The 19,671-nt window shown below is 45.6% G+C and carries 17 protein-coding genes and 1 pseudogene; 16 read left to right on the plus strand and 2 right to left on the minus strand.

Features of this window, described 5'->3' with window-relative positions; genetic code table 11:
* Window positions 1–148: 148 nt before the first annotated feature.
* The 16 genes and pseudogenes from CEQ75_RS08595 to CEQ75_RS08675 all read left to right on the plus strand — a co-directional run bounded on the left by CEQ75_RS08595 (window position 149) and on the right by CEQ75_RS08675 (window position 17,152).
* A complete protein-coding gene (locus CEQ75_RS08595; RefSeq protein WP_089609966.1) occupies window positions 149–1,606 on the plus strand; it encodes a trimethylamine methyltransferase family protein in 1,458 nt (485 codons plus the stop codon).
* Window positions 1,607–1,781: 175 nt separating this feature from the next.
* Window positions 1,782–3,245, plus strand: coding sequence for a trimethylamine methyltransferase family protein (locus CEQ75_RS08600; protein ID WP_089609967.1), 1,464 nt, complete (start codon window positions 1,782–1,784; stop codon window positions 3,243–3,245).
* A gap of 83 nt (window positions 3,246–3,328) precedes the next feature.
* The gene (locus tag CEQ75_RS08605) at window positions 3,329–4,534 is read left to right on the plus strand and encodes an MFS transporter (RefSeq protein ID WP_089609968.1); all 1,206 of its coding nucleotides are present in this window, start codon (window positions 3,329–3,331) and stop codon (window positions 4,532–4,534) included.
* Window positions 4,535–4,630: 96 nt separating this feature from the next.
* A complete protein-coding gene (locus tag CEQ75_RS08610) occupies window positions 4,631–4,918 on the plus strand; it encodes a YlmC/YmxH family sporulation protein (protein WP_089609969.1) in 288 nt (95 codons plus the stop codon).
* 223 nt (window positions 4,919–5,141) lie between these two features.
* On the plus strand, window positions 5,142–5,597 hold the full coding sequence (gene nrdR / locus CEQ75_RS08615; protein WP_089609970.1) for a transcriptional regulator NrdR: 456 nt from the start codon (window positions 5,142–5,144) through the stop codon (window positions 5,595–5,597).
* Between the two features lie 17 nt (window positions 5,598–5,614).
* Window positions 5,615–7,633: an anaerobic ribonucleoside-triphosphate reductase gene (gene nrdD, locus CEQ75_RS08620; protein WP_089609971.1), complete on the plus strand. Its 2,019-nt coding sequence runs from the start codon at window positions 5,615–5,617 to the stop codon at window positions 7,631–7,633.
* Between the two features lie 52 nt (window positions 7,634–7,685).
* Window positions 7,686–8,165: an anaerobic ribonucleoside-triphosphate reductase activating protein gene (nrdG, locus tag CEQ75_RS08625; RefSeq protein WP_089609972.1), complete on the plus strand. Its 480-nt coding sequence runs from the start codon at window positions 7,686–7,688 to the stop codon at window positions 8,163–8,165.
* A 60-nt stretch (window positions 8,166–8,225) separates the two neighbouring features.
* Window positions 8,226–9,980, plus strand: coding sequence for a sigma-54 interaction domain-containing protein (locus CEQ75_RS08630; protein ID WP_198306672.1), 1,755 nt, complete (start codon window positions 8,226–8,228; stop codon window positions 9,978–9,980).
* A gap of 387 nt (window positions 9,981–10,367) precedes the next feature.
* Window positions 10,368–10,673, plus strand: coding sequence for a (2Fe-2S)-binding protein (locus CEQ75_RS08640; protein WP_089609974.1), 306 nt, complete (start codon window positions 10,368–10,370; stop codon window positions 10,671–10,673).
* Window positions 10,670–11,764 (plus strand): NAD(P)/FAD-dependent oxidoreductase, encoded by a 1,095-nt coding sequence (locus CEQ75_RS08645; RefSeq protein WP_242965421.1) that lies wholly within the window; start codon window positions 10,670–10,672, stop codon window positions 11,762–11,764. The genes CEQ75_RS08640 and CEQ75_RS08645 overlap by 4 nt, the downstream gene beginning before the upstream one ends.
* On the plus strand, window positions 11,758–12,261 hold the full coding sequence (locus tag CEQ75_RS08650; protein ID WP_089609976.1) for a 4Fe-4S binding protein: 504 nt from the start codon (window positions 11,758–11,760) through the stop codon (window positions 12,259–12,261). Before CEQ75_RS08645 ends, CEQ75_RS08650 begins: the two co-directional genes overlap by 7 nt.
* Complete coding sequence (locus tag CEQ75_RS08655; RefSeq protein ID WP_089609977.1) at window positions 12,251–12,517, plus strand: (2Fe-2S)-binding protein; 267 nt, start codon at window positions 12,251–12,253, stop codon at window positions 12,515–12,517. The genes CEQ75_RS08650 and CEQ75_RS08655 overlap by 11 nt, the downstream gene beginning before the upstream one ends.
* Window position 12,518: 1 nt before the next feature.
* Window positions 12,519–13,667 carry an NAD(P)/FAD-dependent oxidoreductase gene (locus tag CEQ75_RS08660; protein ID WP_089609978.1) on the plus strand — a complete coding sequence of 383 codons (1,149 nt, stop codon included), beginning with the start codon at window positions 12,519–12,521 and terminating at the stop codon, window positions 13,665–13,667.
* Window positions 13,668–14,107: 440 nt separating this feature from the next.
* Window positions 14,108–14,908, plus strand: coding sequence for a methyltetrahydrofolate cobalamin methyltransferase (locus tag CEQ75_RS08665; RefSeq protein WP_089609979.1), 801 nt, complete (start codon window positions 14,108–14,110; stop codon window positions 14,906–14,908).
* A gap of 93 nt (window positions 14,909–15,001) precedes the next feature.
* Window positions 15,002–16,381: pseudogene (gene mtbB, locus CEQ75_RS08670) on the plus strand ([dimethylamine--corrinoid protein] Co-methyltransferase).
* 132 nt (window positions 16,382–16,513) lie between these two features.
* The gene (locus tag CEQ75_RS08675; protein WP_089609980.1) at window positions 16,514–17,152 is read left to right on the plus strand and encodes a cobalamin B12-binding domain-containing protein; all 639 of its coding nucleotides are present in this window, start codon (window positions 16,514–16,516) and stop codon (window positions 17,150–17,152) included.
* 161 nt (window positions 17,153–17,313) lie between these two features.
* Here the strand turns inward: CEQ75_RS08675 and CEQ75_RS08680 are convergent, their stop codons facing one another.
* A complete protein-coding gene (locus tag CEQ75_RS08680) occupies window positions 17,314–18,627 on the minus strand; it encodes a PocR ligand-binding domain-containing protein (RefSeq protein ID WP_089609981.1) in 1,314 nt (437 codons plus the stop codon).
* A gap of 245 nt (window positions 18,628–18,872) precedes the next feature.
* Window positions 18,873–19,547: a cobalamin B12-binding domain-containing protein gene (locus CEQ75_RS08685; RefSeq protein ID WP_089609982.1), complete on the minus strand. Its 675-nt coding sequence runs from the start codon at window positions 19,545–19,547 to the stop codon at window positions 18,873–18,875.
* Between the last annotated feature and the right edge of the window lie 124 nt (window positions 19,548–19,671).

A 19,671-nucleotide genomic window follows, 5' to 3' on the forward strand; every position in this document is an offset into this window, starting at 1 on the left:
AATTTCAGCATATTTTGGGTCATTTTAAAAGCTTTTTACTATTTAGACATTCTGGCACGTTTATTGCTTTTATTAACAGCATGAAGCCTAAATAGCGCGCTATTGGAAAACAGAGATCAAAAATCCATATTTAATTAGGAGGTAAACAATGAATACCATTAGAGCAAATTCAGTAACCAATCAAAGTGTTCAGTTTCAGGTTTTAAATGAGGGACAATGCAGGGAAATCGTGCACGCTGCTTTTAGGGTTTTAGAAAGAACCGGCTGTGATGTTCATCATGAACGTGCCCGGAAGATTTTAAAGGACGCTGGATGCAGCGTTGACGGTATCAGAGTCAAAATTCCTACTCATTTAGTGGAAAAAGCGATCCGCACAGCTCCCTCCCAAATTACGATTTATGATCGAGAAGGCAATCCGACATTACACCTGGGAAATAACGGTAAAAGTTATTGGAGCCCCGGTTATGAAAACCAGTACAGAATTGATAGGAAGACTGGAGAAAAGAGATTAACAGTCAAGCAAGACGTCTATGAAACCGGTCTGGTCTGTGATGCAATGCCTAATATCGATATGTGCACAGGCCTTGCCTATATTTCTGACTGTGATCCCAGGCTGGCCGACGTATACGAAACCCGTCTTTTACTGGAAACCACCACAAAACCCATTTGGCTGTGGCAGTTTGATATTGAAAATCTCAAGGCTCAGATGGATATGTTTGCCGCCTGTGCCGGCGGCATGGATAAATTCCTGGCGAAACCTTCTGTCGTAGCCGGTGGTGCAGCTTCTACACCTCTTTGTCACGCAGAAGATACTTTGGAAAAAGTCATGTACATGAACGAAATTGGAATTCCCACACCTTATGTAGTTGCCTGCTTGCTGGGCGGGACTACTCCTGTCACCATCGCCGGCAGCTATGTTTTAGGTTTGGCAGATACTCTTTTCGGTCTGGTGCTTGGTCAGTTGATTAATGAAGGTTGTCCATATCTCGGTTGTACCTGGACAGATATGTTTGATATGAGTACGATGGCTCTTTCTATGACAGGTCCTGAAGCCTCCTTGGGCGCTGCTGGGTCAGCAGATCTCTTCCGTTATTTGGATCTTCCTTTTGTCGTTCATCTTGGCTGCACTGATTCTCCTATTCTTGACGAGCAGGCTGCTCTTGACATGGGTACTCAGATCCTGATGGGTACACTAAGTGGTGGGAATATTTGCCAATTCCTTGGCTTTTTAGAGGCGGCCATGTCCTCTTCTCTGGAAAGCTTGGTATTTTGCAATGAAGCAATTGATTATGCCCGCAGCATTGTGGGTGGTATTGAAGTAAGCGCTGAAACATTAGCGGAGGACGCAATCCATAATGTCGGCCCCAGTGGAAACTTTCTGGGAGAAGAACATACCTTAAACCACTTTAAGGAAAGATGGACTCCAAAAAATTGTGTGAGAACCACTTATGAAAAATGGGCTGAAAATGGTAAAAAAGATTTCAAAGCTCGGGCTGTTGAAAAGGTAGATCAGATCGTTGCAGCCGGTATCCGTAAACCACTTGCCCCTGAGGTTCTTGCCGAATTGGATGCCATTATCGCAAAAGCTGAAGCCAGAATCAAATAAAGAAAACTTGGCTTGCGTCAAGCCGAAGGCTAAGGCGCGCCAGAATTTCTTGCATTGTGTTTTTTACAATGCGTAGAAATTCCAGTCCTTTAGGGGAAGCCTTAGTTGCACTTATACTTCCAACATTTAAAATTTAAATTTCTGAAAGTAAAATAAAAAACCAAGGGAGGAAAAAATGAATACCCTTAGAGCAAATTCAGTCACCAAACAAAGTGTGCAATTTAAAGTTCTGAATGACGGACAATGCAGGGAAATCGTGCATGCTGCTTTTAGAGTATTGGAAAGAACCGGTTGCACCGTTCACCATGAAGAAGCATTAAAACTATTGCAGGATGCCGGATGTAACGTAGACGGTAACAGAGTAAGAATCCCTACCCATTTGTTAGAAAAAGCCATCAGAACAGCTCCCACCCAGATCACCATTTATGACCGAGAAGGCAATCCTGCCTTGCACCTTGGTGCCGCCAGCGGGAAAAGTCATTTTATCGCCGGGATGGAAAATCAATATCTGATCGATACGGACACCGGAGAAAAAAGACTCACCACGAAACAGGATGTGGCCAATGTGGGTAAGGTAATTGATGCCCTGCCCAATGTGGACGTAGCTTGCGGTCTGGCATGCATTTCTGACTGTACCCCCCAGATGGCTGACGTTTATGAAGCGCGTATTTTGCTGGAAAACACCACAAAACCAATTATTGTGTGGAACTTTGATTTAGATGGTATCAAAACCCAGGTTGAAATGTGTGCTGCAGTTGCCGGCGGTATGGATAAATTCCTGGCCAAACCTTTTATCCTCGCCGGGGGCGCTGCCAGCACCCCTCTTGCCCATTCGGAAGATGCCCTTGATAAGATGCTGTATATGTTCAAACTGGGCTTGCCGGGCCCTTACGTTGCGGCCACCATGTTAGGCGGTACCGCTCCTGCAACTTTGGCGGGCAGTTTTGTCATGGGGTTGGCGGATACTTTAGTGGGACTTCTCCTTTCCCAGCTAACCAATGAAGGATGTCCCTTTATTGCCACAACCTATACAGACATTCTTGATATGAAATCCATGGCATTTTGCCTGACCGGCCCGGAAGTTGCTTTGGGGCAGGCGGCCACTGCAGACATTTTCCGTTATTTGGATCTGCCCTTCAGCGTACATCTTGGGGTTACGGATTCTCCGGTCTTTGACCAACAAGCGGCCTTTGATATCGGCGTGCAAATCTACACCGGAATTTTGAGCGGTGCGAACCTGAATATGTTCCTGGGCTATCTGGAAACCGCCATGTCGGCATCTCTGGAATGCTTGGTTTTTGGGGATGAAGTTATTGGCTATTGTCGTCGTATTGTGGAGGGGATTGAAGTAAGTGCCGAAACACTGGCGGAAGAAGCTATTAATAACGTAGGCCCTAACGGCAATTTCCTGGGTGAAGAACATACCATGAACCACTTCAAAGAAAGATGGGTACCCACCAACTTTATCAGAACCACTTATGAGAAGTGGGCTGATGACGGCGGAAAAGATTTAAAAGTCAGAGCTCATGAAAAGGTGAAAAACATTCTGGCTCAGGAAATCAGGAAACCCTTGGCTCCGGAGGTCTTGGCAGAATTAGACGCTATTGTGGCAGAAGCAGAAAAGAGATATCAGAAATAAGTTTTGTACTATCTACGAGCGACATTATTTAGGGAAAGTAATGTCGTTCGTTAAAATTTAAGAGAAAGTAGGAGAGTGCTTCAATGAAAAACAATTTTTTATTAAAAATAGTTATTCTTTTAATGAGTTTTGCGATGATGGGAGACAGTGTCATAGTTCCCATCGTTCCCAATATTTTTGAAGCCTTCCCGGATGCCAGTCCCTTTCTACAAAATTTCATCATCTCAGGGCCAATGCTCATTGCCATTCCGGCGACTTTAATCTGCGGGAAACTGGCCCAATTCATCAGTAAGAAATATCTGTTGATTTTTTCCTATTTGATCGCGGCTTTTGCCGGCATTGGAATTGCCTTTGTAGATTCAGTTTTTTTATTTGTACTCTTTAGAAGTTTATTAGGAATAACATTTGGATTCCTAGCCGCAAGTGCTTTCGGTCTCATTGCAGAATTGTTCAAGGAAGAAAAAGAACGCAGCAGCGTTATGGGTTGGTATAATTCAATGACGGCACTTTTCGGAGTTCTGATCGCCACTGCCTCAGGATATATTGCCGTGTCCAATTGGCATTACTCATTTTTCATTAATATCGCGGCCATACCGATCGTGCTGCTGATGATCTTTGTCCTACCGGTTACTCCGCCTGAAGGAAAGGTTCAGCAAGATGGGGATCAGAATGAAAAGCAAAAGATGCCTTATCTGAAGGTAGGGGCTTTGTCAGTGTCAGCCATCGTATATAATGCCTTATACATGATACTCTTCTACTTTGTGGCGGTATATTTGCAAGAAGCAAATTTAGGTGATGCGTCTACTGCCGGCATCATGTCATCAGTTGGGACCGTAGGCAGCTTTGTTGCCGGAATGATTTTCGCTAATTTCTATGGCAAGGTCAAAAGATTTACTCCTGCTACTTTCTTCTTAGTGTTGGCAGCATGCTATTTTGTACTGAGTATGGATGTAAATTTATTGATTGTGGGGATTGCTGTTTTTGTTGCAGGCTGGACATATAACCTCAGTATGTCCTATTACTTCTTGACAGCAACGATGATCGTACCGCCCGCTGTTCTTACCCTTTCAACAGGTATCACTAATGCATCCATTGGACTGGGCTGTTATCTTGCACCATCTGCGATCAATTGGTATCAAGAAATATTTAATGTTCCAACGCTAAAAGGGACTTTCCTGTATGTGGCATTGACTTTGGTTGTCTGTGGGGTTATCTCGATCATTTTAGCTATGCGTCACAGTAAAAACTTACCTGTCATAGAGAGCCAGGACATGAAAGGCCAAGCATAATTTCATAATCAAATTGGAAAAGTGAGATGCGAAGATAAAAAAAAGAGGGAAGTTTTATCAATAGCCACATATATTAATTAGGGGGGGTGGCTGAAAATGATTAAGGTATCCGACTTGAAAGTGAAAGATATTATTAATATCGTGGATGGGAAAAGATTAGGTTATATTAAGGATATAGAATTGAATCTGGCGGCAGGGCGTATTCATTCCCTTATTTTGCCCGGCACCACAAAATTTATGGGAATATTCGGCCGATGTGATGATGTGGCCATCGCCTGGAATCAGATTAAAAAGGTGGGTGCTGATGTAATTCTGGTGGAGGTGCAGTCCTTTTCTGAGCTTAGGAATCAAGAACCACCGGAAGATTTAGACGCGCCATATTGAGTGGGGTAGGTACTACAGTACTACCCGGAACATTTTGCGATTTGGCATGAGAGTCATTGACTGGCACATATCTAGTGGAGTATAATAATACCAGACGCTACATGTAGCGTCTGGTTCTTTGTTTTAAGGATAGGCTTAGGTTTCAATTGTTACAATAGACATTATAACATAGTTTGAGGTCAGGGGTAATTTCTTTTATTAATTTTTGGGGAGATGGGATTAGATGCGTTGTCCATTTTGTCATTATGCAGATTCAAAAGTACTGGAATCACGTTCGGCTGATGAAGGAAGCAGTATTCGCCGGAGACGGGAATGTCTGGGTTGTCAACGCAGGTTTACTACATATGAAAAAATTGAGGAGCGTCCTTTAATTGTGGTCAAAAAAGACGGTCGACGGGAATTCTTTGACAGTAAAAAGCTTTTACACGGTATTGTCAAGGCCTGCGAAAAAAGGCCTGTTTCTTATGAACAATTAGAAGAGATCGTGGCCGGTATCGAAAAGGAATATGGTCATGCTTTGGAGCGGGAGATCAGCTCTGATTTAATCGGTGAGGCGGTTATGAAACGACTAAAGGATTTGGATGAAGTGGCTTATGTACGGTTTGCTTCCGTCTATCGTCAATTTGAGGATGTGAACACCTTTATCGAAGAAATTCAGCAATTGCAAAAAAAATCATAGAAATTGGGGGAGTATCTGTGTTTACTACGATTCAAAAAAGAGATGGCCGCAGGGCTGCTTTTAACGAAAAGAAAATCACCGATGCCATTTTTAAAGCGGCCCAGTCTGAAGGCGGGGAGGATCGTCAGACGGCGATGGAGTTAACCTTGGAGGTGATGAAGTACTTAAAAGAAACATATAATGGTAATATTTTCGGTGTAGAAGATGTGCAGGACGCGGTGGAAAAAATATTAATTGAAAAAGGACATGCCCGTACCGCGAAAGCCTATATTCTATACCGTGCTAAGCGAAATCGGGTGCGGGAGGGCAAATCGGATTTGATGGAGGCGGTGAAACAGATTCTGGTGGAAACCAGCCGGGAAAACGCTAATGTGAGCAATTCCCCCTCGGCCAAAATGCTGCAAATCGCCAGCGCTGCCAGCCGTACCTATTATTTATCTCGCTTGATCCCGGAGGAGTTTTCTTTAGCTCATCGTCAAGGGGAGATACATATTCATGATTTAGATTTTTATGCCAAAACCTTAACCTGTGTGCAAATCCCTTTAGGTCAGTTATTGCAGCAGGGCTTTGATAACGGACATGGCTATATTCGTCCGCCGAAACGTCCCGGCTCGGCTGCGGCCTTGGCGGCAATTATCTTACAAAGCTCCCAAAATGATATGCACGGTGGACAGTCCTTCGCTTTCTTTGACCGGGACATGGCGCCTTTCGTGGAGCAGGCCTCGGAGGAAGAAACCTTTCAGGCCATGGAAGCCTTGATATATAACCTAAATAGTATGCATAGCAGGGCGGGCAGCCAGGTCCCCTTTTCCAGCTTGAATGTAGGCACAGAGACCGGAGAGTCCGCCCGGAAGGTGACCCGGAATCTGCTCCTAGCTTATGAAAAAGGTTTGGGCCGAGGGGAAAACCCCATCTTCCCCAATATTATTTTCCGCTTGAAGGAAGGGATTAACCTAAATCCGGGAGATCCCAACCGGGATTTATTTGAATTGGCCATGCGGGTGGCGGCGCGCCGCATGAACCCCACCTTCAGCTTTATGGATGCCAGCTTTAATCAAGAGTATGGCACGGATGTGAGCTACATGGGATGCCGTACCCGGGTGATGGCCAACCGGAGAGGTCCGGCTGTTACGGAGAAACGGGGCAATCTTTCCTTTACCACAATTAATCTGCCCCGCATCGGCCTTAAGGCTAGGGGTAATGTTGATCAGTTTTACCGATATTTAGACCAAGCCTTGGATTTAACGGCCCGGCAATTATATCACCGCTATCAGATCCAAGCGAACTTAAAGGTGCGGGACATGCCTTTCCTGATGGGGCAGAATTTGTATCTTGATTCTGAAGAGCTGGGCATGAACGATCCTGTGGAAAAAGCGATTCAGCACGGGACTCTATCTATCGGTTTTATTGGTTTGGCGGAAGCCTTAACGGCTCTAACGGGCAAGCATCATGGGGAAGCGGCGGAATCCCGGCAGCTGGGGGAAGAGATCATCGCCTATATGCGGAAAAAAATTGACCAATACTGCGATGATTATGATTTAAACTATACTCTGCTGGCCACACCGGCGGAAGGCTTATCGGGACGCTTTGTGGGGCATGACGGGGAAGAATTCGGTATTCTTCCAGGAGTGACGGACAAAGAATATTATACCAATTCATTCCATATCCCTGTGGGATATCCTATTTCCATGTTTGAGAAGATGGCTATCGAAGGGCCTTACCATAAATATTGTAATGCCGGACATATCAGCTATGTGGAATTAGCATCGCCCCCTATCCATAATCTGGAGGCGGTGGAAACGATTATTCGTCATATGGCGGCCAGTGATATCGGTTATGCCGGGATTAATTTTCCTATTGATTTTTGCCTTGGGTGCAGTCATTTAGGCGTTATCAATGAGGATTCCTGCCCTGTTTGCGGCAGCAGTGCCATTCGCAGGGTGCGCCGGATCACCGGTTACTTCAGTACCGTGGACCGGTTTAATGACGCCAAGCTTGCGGAATTAAAAGATCGGGTTGCTCATAGCGGCAGTTAATTATTGGATGAAAAACATTGCTATAGATGAATGAGAGAGGCGGGAGAGGAAAATGGAACTTCGTATTGCCGGTATTGTTCCGGAAAGTGTGGTGGATGGACCGGGCATCCGGTTTGTGGTTTTTGTCCAAGGTTGCCCTCATCACTGTCCCGGCTGTCATAACCCGGATACCCATGATTTTAATGGCGGGGAAGTGGCCCAGGTTTCTGATCTGGTGGCTCAAATTAAGGCATTACCTCCGGTAAGGGGGGTTACCATTAGCGGAGGGGAGCCCTTTTGTCAGGGACAGGCCTGCAGCACTCTAGCCCATGAAGTGAAAAAACTGGGCAAGGATGTAATTGTGTATTCAGGCTACACCTACGAACAGCTCCGGGAAATGGCGGTCGGGGATCACCATATCCAGGCTCTTCTTTCCGCCACTGAAATTTTAATCGACGGCCCTTTTCTTCAGGAACAGCGTGACTTGAACTTACCCTTCAGAGGATCGGCCAATCAGCGTCTGATTAAGCCTGGTGAAGAAGGATTCTTTTAAAGCCTGGCGAAGAATATTAGCAACGTTAGCAACGATTTTTTGGAGATTTGAGGTGCTGAGATGTTTAAAGGCGCAAGTGACAAATTAAGTATGAAGGACATACTCCTGAAACCGGTTGCGATCATTGACCCCCAAACCTGCTCCCCTCCATGGGCCAAGGAGATGGAGGGAAATGGGATTAAAGCCTGCCTTTGGCCAAAATCAAAAACAGAATGGTATGTGGTTTTGGTCTCGGAGGTTTTAAAAAAAGCTGTAGAGGTTCCATTAGAGGATCTGGTTTTCCCGGGTATCTCCATTTCTCCTTCCACTCCGGTGCAGGAAATCTTTCAGATCCTGGCCAATGCCTCCGGACGTGGGGGCGTCGTAGTGGACCGGGATGGGATTCCTCAGGGCGTAATTGATCCTGGGATGCTGATCACTTTGTTATGGCAAAGGATGCACCATGTGGAATCCTTTATGAATACCCTGATGGATACTGTCAGCGAAGCCGTCACGGTGATTGACAATGAAAATGTGGTGGTGGGCTGGAATAAACGGGCGGAAGAATTATACCGCATCCCTGCCGAGACGATTTTGGATCAGGATATTAAACATTTCTTTTCCAGTTTAGTGGTGACCCATGTGATCAGCGAGGATGTGATGAAGCGCAAGAGTGTGCGCAATGACTATCATCAACCTGTTCCCGGCACCCATGTTTTAATTAATGCCTCCCCCATTCTTTATCAGGATCAGGTTTTAGGGAGTGTTTGCGCGGAGCGGGATATTACAGAGACCGTCAGCCTGCACAATGAATTATCTCAGAAAAGTTCCGAAGTGCGTCAACTCAAAAGTGAAATAACGAAAAGAAAGCCCTCCGATGATGCTTTTGGAAAAATATTCGGTCATAGTAAGAGGCTGAATGATGCGGTGCGTCTAGCCCGCCGGGTGGCCAATACCAATGCCGCCGTTTTGATTCGCGGGGAGAGCGGCACGGGCAAAGAGCTTTTCGCCGAGGCCATCCATCAGGAAAGCGCCCGTAAAGGAAAGCCTTTTGTTGTGATTAATTGCGGTGCGATTCCGGCAGCTTTGTTTGAGAGTGAGCTTTTCGGCTATCAGTCCGGCGCCTTTACCGGGGCAGACCGGAAGGGACGGCCGGGAAAATTCGAAATTTCCCATACGGGAACCATATTTTTGGATGAAATCGGTGAGATGCCCTTGGATCTGCAGGTCAAGCTCCTAAGAGTCCTGCAAAACAAACGCTTTTATAGGGTAGGTGGGGACGAGCCCATTGATGTGGACGTAAGGGTCATTGCTGCCACCCATCGGGATTTGGAGCAGATGATTGAGGAGCAGTTATTCCGGGAAGATCTATATTATCGCATTAATGTGGTTTCCCTGGAGATCCCTCCCTTGCGCCGGCGCAAAGAGGATATACCTGAGTTGATCTATCTTTTTATCAAGGAATTCTGCCTGCAGCAGAATCGGGAGATGGTGCAGATTGCCCCGGAGATAATGACAACCCTGCTCAATTACCCCTGGCCGGGGAATATTCGGGAGCTGCGCAATGTGGTGGAACGCATGGTTATTTTGGCGGAAGATAATATGATTCTCCAGGATCATCTGCCTCCGTCCATCAGTAAGAAAAAATCCTTCCAGGAAAAGGAGCCAATGCAGGATGACGTTTCTTTAACGGATATTACGGATCGTACCGAAAAGGAAATTATTTTACAGGCTTTAGAGGAGTCAGGAGGGGACAAATCCAAAGCCGCCAAGCGTTTGGGAATTCCCAGAAGCACCATGTACTATAAGATGAAAAAACTTGATATTAAGATTTGACCACCTATTTCTGTCTAATTTTCGACAGAGGTGTCAATTAATTAAACAGTGTTTTCTGAAAAATGTAAATATTAAGGAGATTCCAAAAGGGAATCTCCTTTTATGTTGGATTATGTTGGAAGAGAAATTATTTATTACCGGCAGTTTTGTGCCCTTTTGGCATGCAGCCGGGATGTATGCATTATGTTTTTGTCTTTTGGCATAAATATTGCTCTATTTAACATTAGAATTTTCTCAATAGAATTTTCTGATGAAAGCACAACAGAAGAACAGAAGAAGATAAGAACATAAGAACATAAGAACATAAGTAAATGAAATAATTTCAGATAAGATCAGATCAGCCCATAAAGATTTAGAAGTTCACTTAAGTAAAGGGGAGTGACAGAGATGCGTATTGGAGCACATCCAATTTTGGATTTTCAGCGGGGGCAGAAGGTATCTTTTTACTATGACGGACAATTGATAGAAGGCTATACGGAAGAGACTATTGCTGCCGCTTTGCATGCTGCCGGGATCCGGGTCCTGGGGCACAGTCCGGAGCTGCATCGCCCGCGGGGTCTTTTTTGTGCCATTGGCAATTGTTCTTCCTGCCTGATGGTGGTCAACGGCGAACCGAATGTCAGGGTATGCGTGGAGAAGGTGCAGCCGGGCATGCGGGTAGAAACACAGCAGGGAAAGGGGTGCCTCAGATGAAAGAAATCGAAATTCTCGTGATTGGCGGGGGACCGGCCGGCCTTTGTGCCGCAGCGGCTGCGGCAGAACTGGGCGCCCATGTGCTGGTTCTGGAAAGGGATAGCAAACCGGGGGGGCAATTGGTCAAGCAAACCCATAAGTTTTTCGGTTCCAAAAAACAATACGCCGGAGACCGGGGAATTCATATCGGGGATTTTCTTTTGGAACAGGTTACTGAAAGTCCTTTGGTGGAAGTTTGGGCCGATACCGCAGCCTTAGGCATTTATGAAGACGGAGTTGTTACCGCAGAAAAGGACAATCAGCATCTCAAAATCAAACCGGCGAGGATTATTGCGGCGACGGGAGCTTCGGAAAAGGCCTTAATGTTTCCCAATAACGATCTGCCGGGTATCTATGGAGCGGGTGCCGTGCAAACCTTAATGAATGTGGCCGGTGTGGTCCCGGGCAAGAGAGTGCTGATGGTGGGGGCCGGAAATATCGGATTGATTGTCTCCTATCAATTATTACAGGCAGGGGTGGAGGTGGCGGCCATTATTGAAGGGGCGCCTACCATCGGGGGCTATCTCGTTCATGCCTCCAAGGTGCGCCGGGCGGGAGTGCCTATCATGACCTCATTTACCGTCAAAGAAGCCTATGGCAAGGAAACATTAGAAGGAGCCATTGTGTGTCAATTGGACGAAAAATGGCAGCCGATTCCGGGCACGGAGCAGGATATCAAGGCGGATGTCATGTGTCTCGCGGTCGGTTTAAGCCCGTTGACGGAGTTATTATGGCAGGCGGACTGTAAGATGAAATATGTCGGGGAGCTTTCCGGTCATGTCCCGGTGCGCTCTCGATTCATGGAAACCACCCGACAAGGCTTATATGTGGCCGGAGACGTAAGCGGGGTTGAGGAAGCCAGCGCCGCCATGGTGGAAGGAAGACTGGCTGGTGTTTCCGCCGCCTTAAGCCTAGGCTATGGCAAGGACGTGGGATGTAAAATGCAGGCTGATGCCATGGAGGAATTAAAGGAATTACGTTCCGGTCCCACGGGGGAAAAAACCATGCAGGGATTATGGAAGCTTACCGGTAAGGAGGGGGCGATATGCTGAATCAAACAGGAATTCCCGGTGCCGCGGATCTAAGAAAGGTCCTGCCATCAGAGGAAAGGATGCTCCAGGGGCCGGTGGCGATTATCGAATGTTTTCAGGAAATCCCATGTAATCCTTGTACCGAAGCATGTAAGCAGGGAGCCATCTTGCCCATGCAGGATATCAATGATCTGCCGAAAATGGCATTTGAAAAATGCAATGGCTGCGGCCTGTGCATCAGCCGCTGCCCGGGACTGGCCATTTTTATCGTGGACTTTTCCTATCGTCCCACGGAAGCCGTGGTGCGCATCCCTTATGAATTTGTTCCTCTGCCGGAGGCCGGGCAAAAGGTGATGGGATTGAATCGTGCAGGCGAAGTGCTGGGAACCTTTGAGGTAAAAAAGGTGCAATCTGGTGGTAAGAAAAATATGACTTATACCATCTGGCTGGTGGTGCCCCGGGAGCTGGCTATGGAAGTGCGCAATATTCGTCTGGGAGGGGATAAACATGGAGCATAAGGTGCTGGTATGCCGCTGTGAAGATATTACCCTGGAAAAAATACATTATTTGATTGATCAGGGTTACCGTACCATTGATGAAATTAAACGGGTGAGCCGTGCCGGTATGGGGCCTTGCCAGGGCCGTACTTGCCGTATGCTTATCGCCCAGGAATTGGCCAAGGCATTGGGGGTCAGCATGGAAGAGGTGATCATGCCTACCTTCCGACCGCCGGTAAAAGCAGTTAAATTAGGCACCTTTGCAGGAGGTGAATAAAATGCAAAAAGCAGCTCAGGCAGTGATCATCGGGGGCGGGATCATCGGCTGTGCCCTGGCCTATGAACTGGCCCGGCGGGGGATGAAGGAGATCCTGGTGGTGGAGAAAAATTATCTTTGTTCCGGTGCCACGGGACGCTGCGGCGCCGGGATCAGGCAGCAATGGGGCACTGAATTGAATGCAACTTTGTCCCGGGACAGTGTCAAAAGATTTGAGCAGATGAATGAAGAATTGGCATACGATCAGGATATTGAGTTTAAGCAAGGGGGCTACCTGATGTGTGCCTACACGGAAAGCGTGTGGACACAATTTGAAAAAAACGTGGAATTACAGCAAAGACTTGGCATTCCCGTCCAAAAGGTTACGCCGGAAGAAGCAAAGGAAATCGTGCCACATCTCAATATTGAGGGATTAATTGGTGCCACCTTCTGTGGTACGGACGGCCATGCCAATCCCTTTCATGTGGTAGATGCCTATTATAAAGCGGCGAAGCGTCTGGGTGTGGTCTTTGAAACCTACACGGAAGTAACCGGCATTAAAGCGGCAAAAGGCCGGGTTAATGCTGTTCAAACCACTAAGGGTGACATCGTTACTCCTTTGGTGATTAATGCCACCAGCGGTGCCGCCGGTTTGATTTGTAATATGGTGGGATTTGATTTGCCCCTCTATGCCCAGAGACACCAGGCACTGGTGACGGAACCGGTGGAACATATGCAGGACCCCATGGTCATGTCCCTCAGCCATCGTCTTTATTGTCAGCAGGTACCCCATGGCAGTTTTGTCATGGGCGTAGGGGATCCCAACGAGCCCATCGGTCAAAATATCAACTCCAGCTGGGAATTTCTTGAGGATATGGCGCGCCAGGTCACCACCGTCTTACCAATTCTCAAGAATCTCCGGGTGGTGCGTCAATGGGGCGGTCTTTATGATATGAGTCCCGATGCCAATCCTATTCTGGATCAGGTGCCTGATGCCCAGGGGATGTGGGTTTTAGCCGGTTTCAGCGGTCATGGCTTTATGGTGGCGCCCCAAACAGCAGTATTGGTGGCACAAAAAATCACAGGTGGGGAATGCTTTATGCCCATTGAAAAATTTGGCTTGGATCGCTTCCGGCGGGGAGAACTGCTTATTGAACCGGCGGTGTGCTAAGATACTTGAACCGATCTCTTAAGAGTAAATTTCTTAAGGGATCGTTTTTTTATGGTCGGCACCAGTGTCGGTTTTTGGACACAAACAGAGTTCCTGGCATCAGGTAGAGTTTTCATTCCGCCTGATGCCCCGATGCTCAGCTTTAGATGACCGGGTCCACTACAAGAACAAAAAACTGAACATTAATGTGCGTTTTAGTCCACAGATCAAATAAATAATTCAAAGGCAAGAAAACCCTTGGGGGCGAAACCTTAATCATTAAGAATTGGTGTTACCCCAGATTCATCACAAATTACATCAGTCTGGCAGTATTAAAAAGCTGACAGTATTAAAAAGGTGAAATGAAAGGAGGCATAAAAAGAGAAGGCTCCATCTGATGTGGAGTAATCTGTTGATAGAGTAATTAGTTGATCATAAAAATAAGAAGGAGGCTGGTTTGATTGATCGTCATTGGTGAATTAATTAATTCAACCAGAAGAGAAATTAAAAATGCTATTGAAGAAAGGAATACAGCTTTAATTCAGGAAATTGCCAAAAAACAAGTTGAAGCAGGGGCGGATTATCTGGATGTTAATGCCGGAGCCTTTGTCGATGATGAAATAGATCATTTGCTATGGCTGATTGATGTCGTTCAGGCTGTTACCGACGTTCCTTTGGCTATAGACAGTGCAGATCCGGAAGCAATTGAGGCAGGGCTCAAAGCTCATAAAGGTGCATCCCCGATGATTAATTCCGTTACTGCCGAAGTGGAAAAATTTGAAGCGATCTTGCCTTTGATTAAACAATATAATGCCAAAACCATTGCTTTATGTTTGAATGATGACGGCATGCCTTCTACTGCTGACGAACGCTTGGCAATCGTGAAATGGTTCTGTGACCGTTTTACCAAAGAAGGAATTCCTTTAAGTGATGTTTTCCTTGATCCTTTGGTAAAACCCGTCAGTGTCAACGGCAGCTTTGGTAATGAGGTGTTAAATACCCTAGATGCGATCAATAAACAATATCCGGACATTCACACCACCTGTGGTTTAAGCAATGTTTCCTTCGGGTTGCCTGTAAGAAAATTACTCAACCAAGCCTTCTTTGTTATGTGCATTTCCCGGGGTATGGATTCTGTGATTATCGATCCTTTGGATCAGGGGATTATGTCTTTGATGTATGCCTCAGAAGTCCTGGTAGATAGAGATGAAAAATGTGCTAAGTATCTGAAAGCAGTCCGTGATGGCGTTGTTTCTGCTTAATAAGAGCAAAGCAAAACTTTCCCGCGGGAGGTGATGATGGTTTTTGCGGTTGCTGTTCCTATGAATTGAATTTTGAAAGGAGTTGGAGAGTTTATGGTTTTTACCAGACTAGGTGACGGTTCGGTTATTGAAATGTCCGTTGATGAAATCAAGCAAGACATTGAAGAAGCAACAAATGATGCCGCAGAAAGAGCGGGAGTTGCTCCCCTTTCTTCAGAAGATCAGGAACGTTTATTGGAAATTGTCACGAGAAAAGGCCGTTTTGTCGGGGTGGAACCCGGTAATGAACTGGTTTTGACCTATGACGAAGGCAGTGTTAAATTGATGCGTTTGGGCATTTCCATCGGCAGAATCCAGGATTTACAGATCTATGAAAGATGTTTCTGCGGGGATACCGCAGAGTTAGCCCACGTGGATTATAGTTATCGTCCTTTAAAATCAATCATCCATGAAGAACAAATCACCATGGAACAGGCTCAGCTGGTTACCGTTTTGCCTTTATTCTACGGGGCCATGCCCAATATGGCTCTGTACAGCTATCCTGACGGACCGGCACCAAATCCCATCGACTTATTGCCGGCAGGGAAAATTAAAGAAGCCCAGGCTGCCTATGAACAAGCCATCGAAATGATGATTCATGACCTGGTTTTTGCCGGCAGCAAAATGTATGAAGCCGGTGCGGACGGCATTAACTTTGATACTACCGGTTCCGCCGGGGATGCTGACTTTTATGCTACCTTGAAGGCGTCGGAAGAACTTAAAAAGAAATATCCGGATATTTGTATCGAAATGGGTATGGCCGGGGAATACGTTTTGGGGATGCATGGGGAACTTTTTTATGACGGGGTCAGACTGGCCGGTTTGTATCCTCATGAGCAGGTAAAAATTGCTGAGAAGGCCGGTGTTACCATCTTTGGGCCGGTTGTGAATATTAATTCCAGTCATTCTTTCGCCTTTGATATTACCAGAGCCGTGACCATGTACAAAGCATGTGCGGAAGCATCCAATATTCCCATTCATGGAAACATGGGTATGGGCGTAGGAGGAATTCCTATCGTTGATGTGCCTCCTGTTGATGCATTAAGCAGGGCATCTGTTGCCATGGCTGAAATTGCCAAATTAGATGGTTTGTAGGTTGGTGTGGGCGATCCTTTCGGAATGGCAATCAGTCACGCTATGGCTTCAGGCATGGGCGGAGTTCGTACTGCCGGAGATCTGGTAGCACGCATGCAAATGGCTAAAGGAATGCGCTTAAATGATGCCAAAAAATATGTGGCAGATAAATTAAAAGTTTCTGTCCCGGATTTAGTGGACTCTGTTGTGATGGACGAGGTCAGAGAAGACCTGGATATCGGCAGAACCCACAGCATTGCCGGTGCATCAAAGGGCCTTGAAGCAAAAGCAAATATTTCTAAAATACTTGATTTGAAAATTAACTGTGTAGAAAATTATAACAAGAGAACGTCACGTTAAGAAAGGCGCTTAAGAGGCCGGATTTTACTAGATAGGGAAGTCAGCAGGGTCTGGCTGGCCTATCATTAAATCCCGCGCATTAAGACCTTCAAAACCAGCAGTTGTCTATTATGATGGGAGGGCGATGTATAAATGAGTAATGAAATTTTGGAACAAGCGGCACAGAGTATCTTGGACGGACAAGTGGATCAGGCCGTAGAAATAGCTAAAAAAGCCCTGGCAGAGGGGTTAAACCCATTAGAAGTGATCGAAAAAGGTTTCGCGGTGGGTATTAATAAAGCGGGAGATCTTTTTGACCGGGGTAAATATTTCTTGCCGGAATTAATGACCGCCTCCGATGCCATGAAGGCTGCTACTGCCGTATTAAATGACGCCATTCCGGCTGAAAGCAAGAGCCAGAACATTAAATGCATCATCGCCACTGTAGAAGGGGACATTCATGATATCGGCAAAGGTATTGTGGTTTCCTTGTTCAGAGTTCATGGCATGGATGTCATTGATTTAGGCAACGATATTCCCACCAGTAAAATTATTGACGCAGCCATTGAGAATAATGCTGATGTGATCGGGGTCAGCGCATTGCTTAATACCACAATGAAACAAATGAAAAAGCTGCATGATGAAATGAGCAGCAGAGGGGTACGGGATCAATTTAAGACCGTTATCGGAGGCGCTCCTGTGACTCAAAGATATGCTGATAAAATTGGCGCCAACGCTTATGCGGAAAATGCCAACGATGGTGTGAAAAAAGTATTTGAAATGATGGGATAAACGGAGTTCTTGGCATCAGGTGGAGTTTTTACTCCATCTGATGCTTAGAAATCGTTATTCAGGAACTTAGTGGCAGTTGGTTATCGGACAAACAGATAGAAAAAAAGAAGAGCAGGCGCGGTACCGCACCTGCTCTTCTTTTTTTATTTTAAATTTTACTTTCAAACAACAAGCTCAAACTGATGGCGGTAATCCCTGGGGTTCACACCGGTTATTTGCTTAAAAACTCTGTTAAAATAACTGCGATCGTTATAGCCTACCTGATGGGCTACTTCCATAATTGTGGCTTCAGGAGTTTGCAGTAGAAGTTTTGCTTGACGGATGCGCACCCGATTGATGTGTTCAATGATGGAATAGCCCTTCTCTTTTTTAAATAAACGGCTGAGATATGAGGAACTGACGAAACAGGCTTGGGCAATTTCTGTTAAGCAAAGTTCCGGCAAACTAAAGTTTTTTTGTATATAGGCAATTGCTTTTTGAATGATCTCATTACCAATTCCCGCTGGGTTTTGAGCTGAAAATTGTTCAATATAGGAATTTCCGGTGTTCAGAAGCCAGAGCATTACTTTCTCCGGGGTATCCGCATCTTCCAGTTCTCCTAGTTTGGGAAAAGCAATTTTATTAGAATTGTCACAGATCGGTCCGTTTTCCGTGGACAAGCGAATTAATTGGCTGGTAAATCCCATGCATAGGCCTTTAAGGGTTTCCAGGTGACCCTTGCTTAAAAGGAAAGCTTTGAACACCAACTGTTCCAAATTTTTTCGGGCATTGGCAGAATCACCCGAGCGAATATCCTGAATGAGTTTCCCTTCCAGCTCCAGCATGGAATGGCGGGAAGCATCCTGCTCCTGAAAAGAAAGATCTTTTTGACGGTGATTTTTGTTCCACAGCCAGGAACTTACCTGACGCAGCTTTCTTTGCTCATTCATGAGCTGAGATCCTCCCCGGGAAAGATATGTGGCGGTAACGGAAAGCAGGTTGGCCGCGGACTGTACCTGAGATGGAGTTGCAATTTTCAGTTCCTGCACCTTTGATAAAAGTGTCTCCGGATTTAATTGCAGTTTTGATGCCAAAGAATTGATTTCCTGATAGAAATAATCATCCTGCTGCCACATCAGTACCCGGCCTCCCGTAAGGTTGGCAATATGCTGATTTTTATCATAAACGGGACATACCCAGATCGTCAAACCGGCATGACATTGAAAAATGTAGGGTTCCCGCCACTTGGCAGCTTGTTTGCCGGCTTCCTTATATGTTTCCTGGCACCGTTTTGATTCGCAGCTTCCTTTAATAAAAGTGCAGAAGTTTTGCTCCGTCCCCTGGGCTGAAAGAATACAATTGCCATTGATATCAGTTGCCGAGACGGGTAAGTCGGTAGCGACGGCAAAGGAATTTAACAAATACTGCAGATTTGAGTCTGCTAAAGTGTCCATGTTTACATCGTTCACTTGTTCAGAGATCGTTAATCCAAGCATATTGACTCTCCTTCCCTTGCAAAAATAAACTATTTAATATTAATTATTAATAGAATATTTGCAAATTTGATGCCATGATCGTGCAAATTGGGGAAAAGTCAAGCAGGACAAGGATAAGTTCTCTTGATAGAATTTTTATGATAAAAAAATTGTCCCGTAACTGTAATCTATTGTTGACAGTAAAGTTGATTATGTCAAGAAATTAAAGGTGTAAACAAATTTTTCATGACAATAAAAGTTACATCTTATGAAAGTGGTTCTAAAAATGATTTTAACTTAGTGTTGAAAAGAAGATCAATTTTTTTGGGCGCATCCTGGGCATTTTCTGCGTAAGTGTCGGCTCCGATGGATTCTGCGAAGGCTTTGGTTACCGGGCAGCCTCCCACGATAATTTTGACGGCATGACGCAGGTTGTTTTTATGGAGTGCATTGATCACATAAGCCATTTCCCCCATGGAAGAAGTAAGCAAGGCAGACATGCCCAATATCTCCGGCTTAAGTTCCTTAATGCCATCCATAAATTGAGCGGCGGATACATTAACACCAAGATCAATGACTTTAAAATTGTGACATTCCAAAACGAGGGAAACCAGGTCTTTGCCCAAACTATGAAAGTCATTTTTTACGGTGCCCAGGAGAATGGTTTTGGAATTCTTTTTATAATTGGGTGATATCTTCAAATGCGCTAAACCGGCCGAGGCGGCACGGGAAGCAACAATGATGTGGGGGACGGAATAGTCCGCATCACAATATCTTTCCGATAAACCTTTTAAGGCAGGGGTAAGCCCTTCTAATAAAATCTGCTGATCATTCATACCTTTTTCGCGCAGACGATTGATAAGATTGATTACTTCCTGTGCCAAGCCGGATAAAACAGCCTGGGTGATGGAACGGCAAATCAACTGATCCTGATGTTCCATGGTAATTGCTCCCTCTTGTTAATATTGATGTTTCTTATTTATTATAGTATGGTCAGCAAAAGATTATCAAGAGTGAGGACATTTACAATCATATAAAACCACCGTCTTCAAAGGTTTTGGGTAG

The sequence above is a fragment of the Dehalobacterium formicoaceticum genome (assembly GCF_002224645.1).
Lineage (GTDB): Bacteria > Bacillota > Dehalobacteriia > Dehalobacteriales > Dehalobacteriaceae > Dehalobacterium > Dehalobacterium formicoaceticum.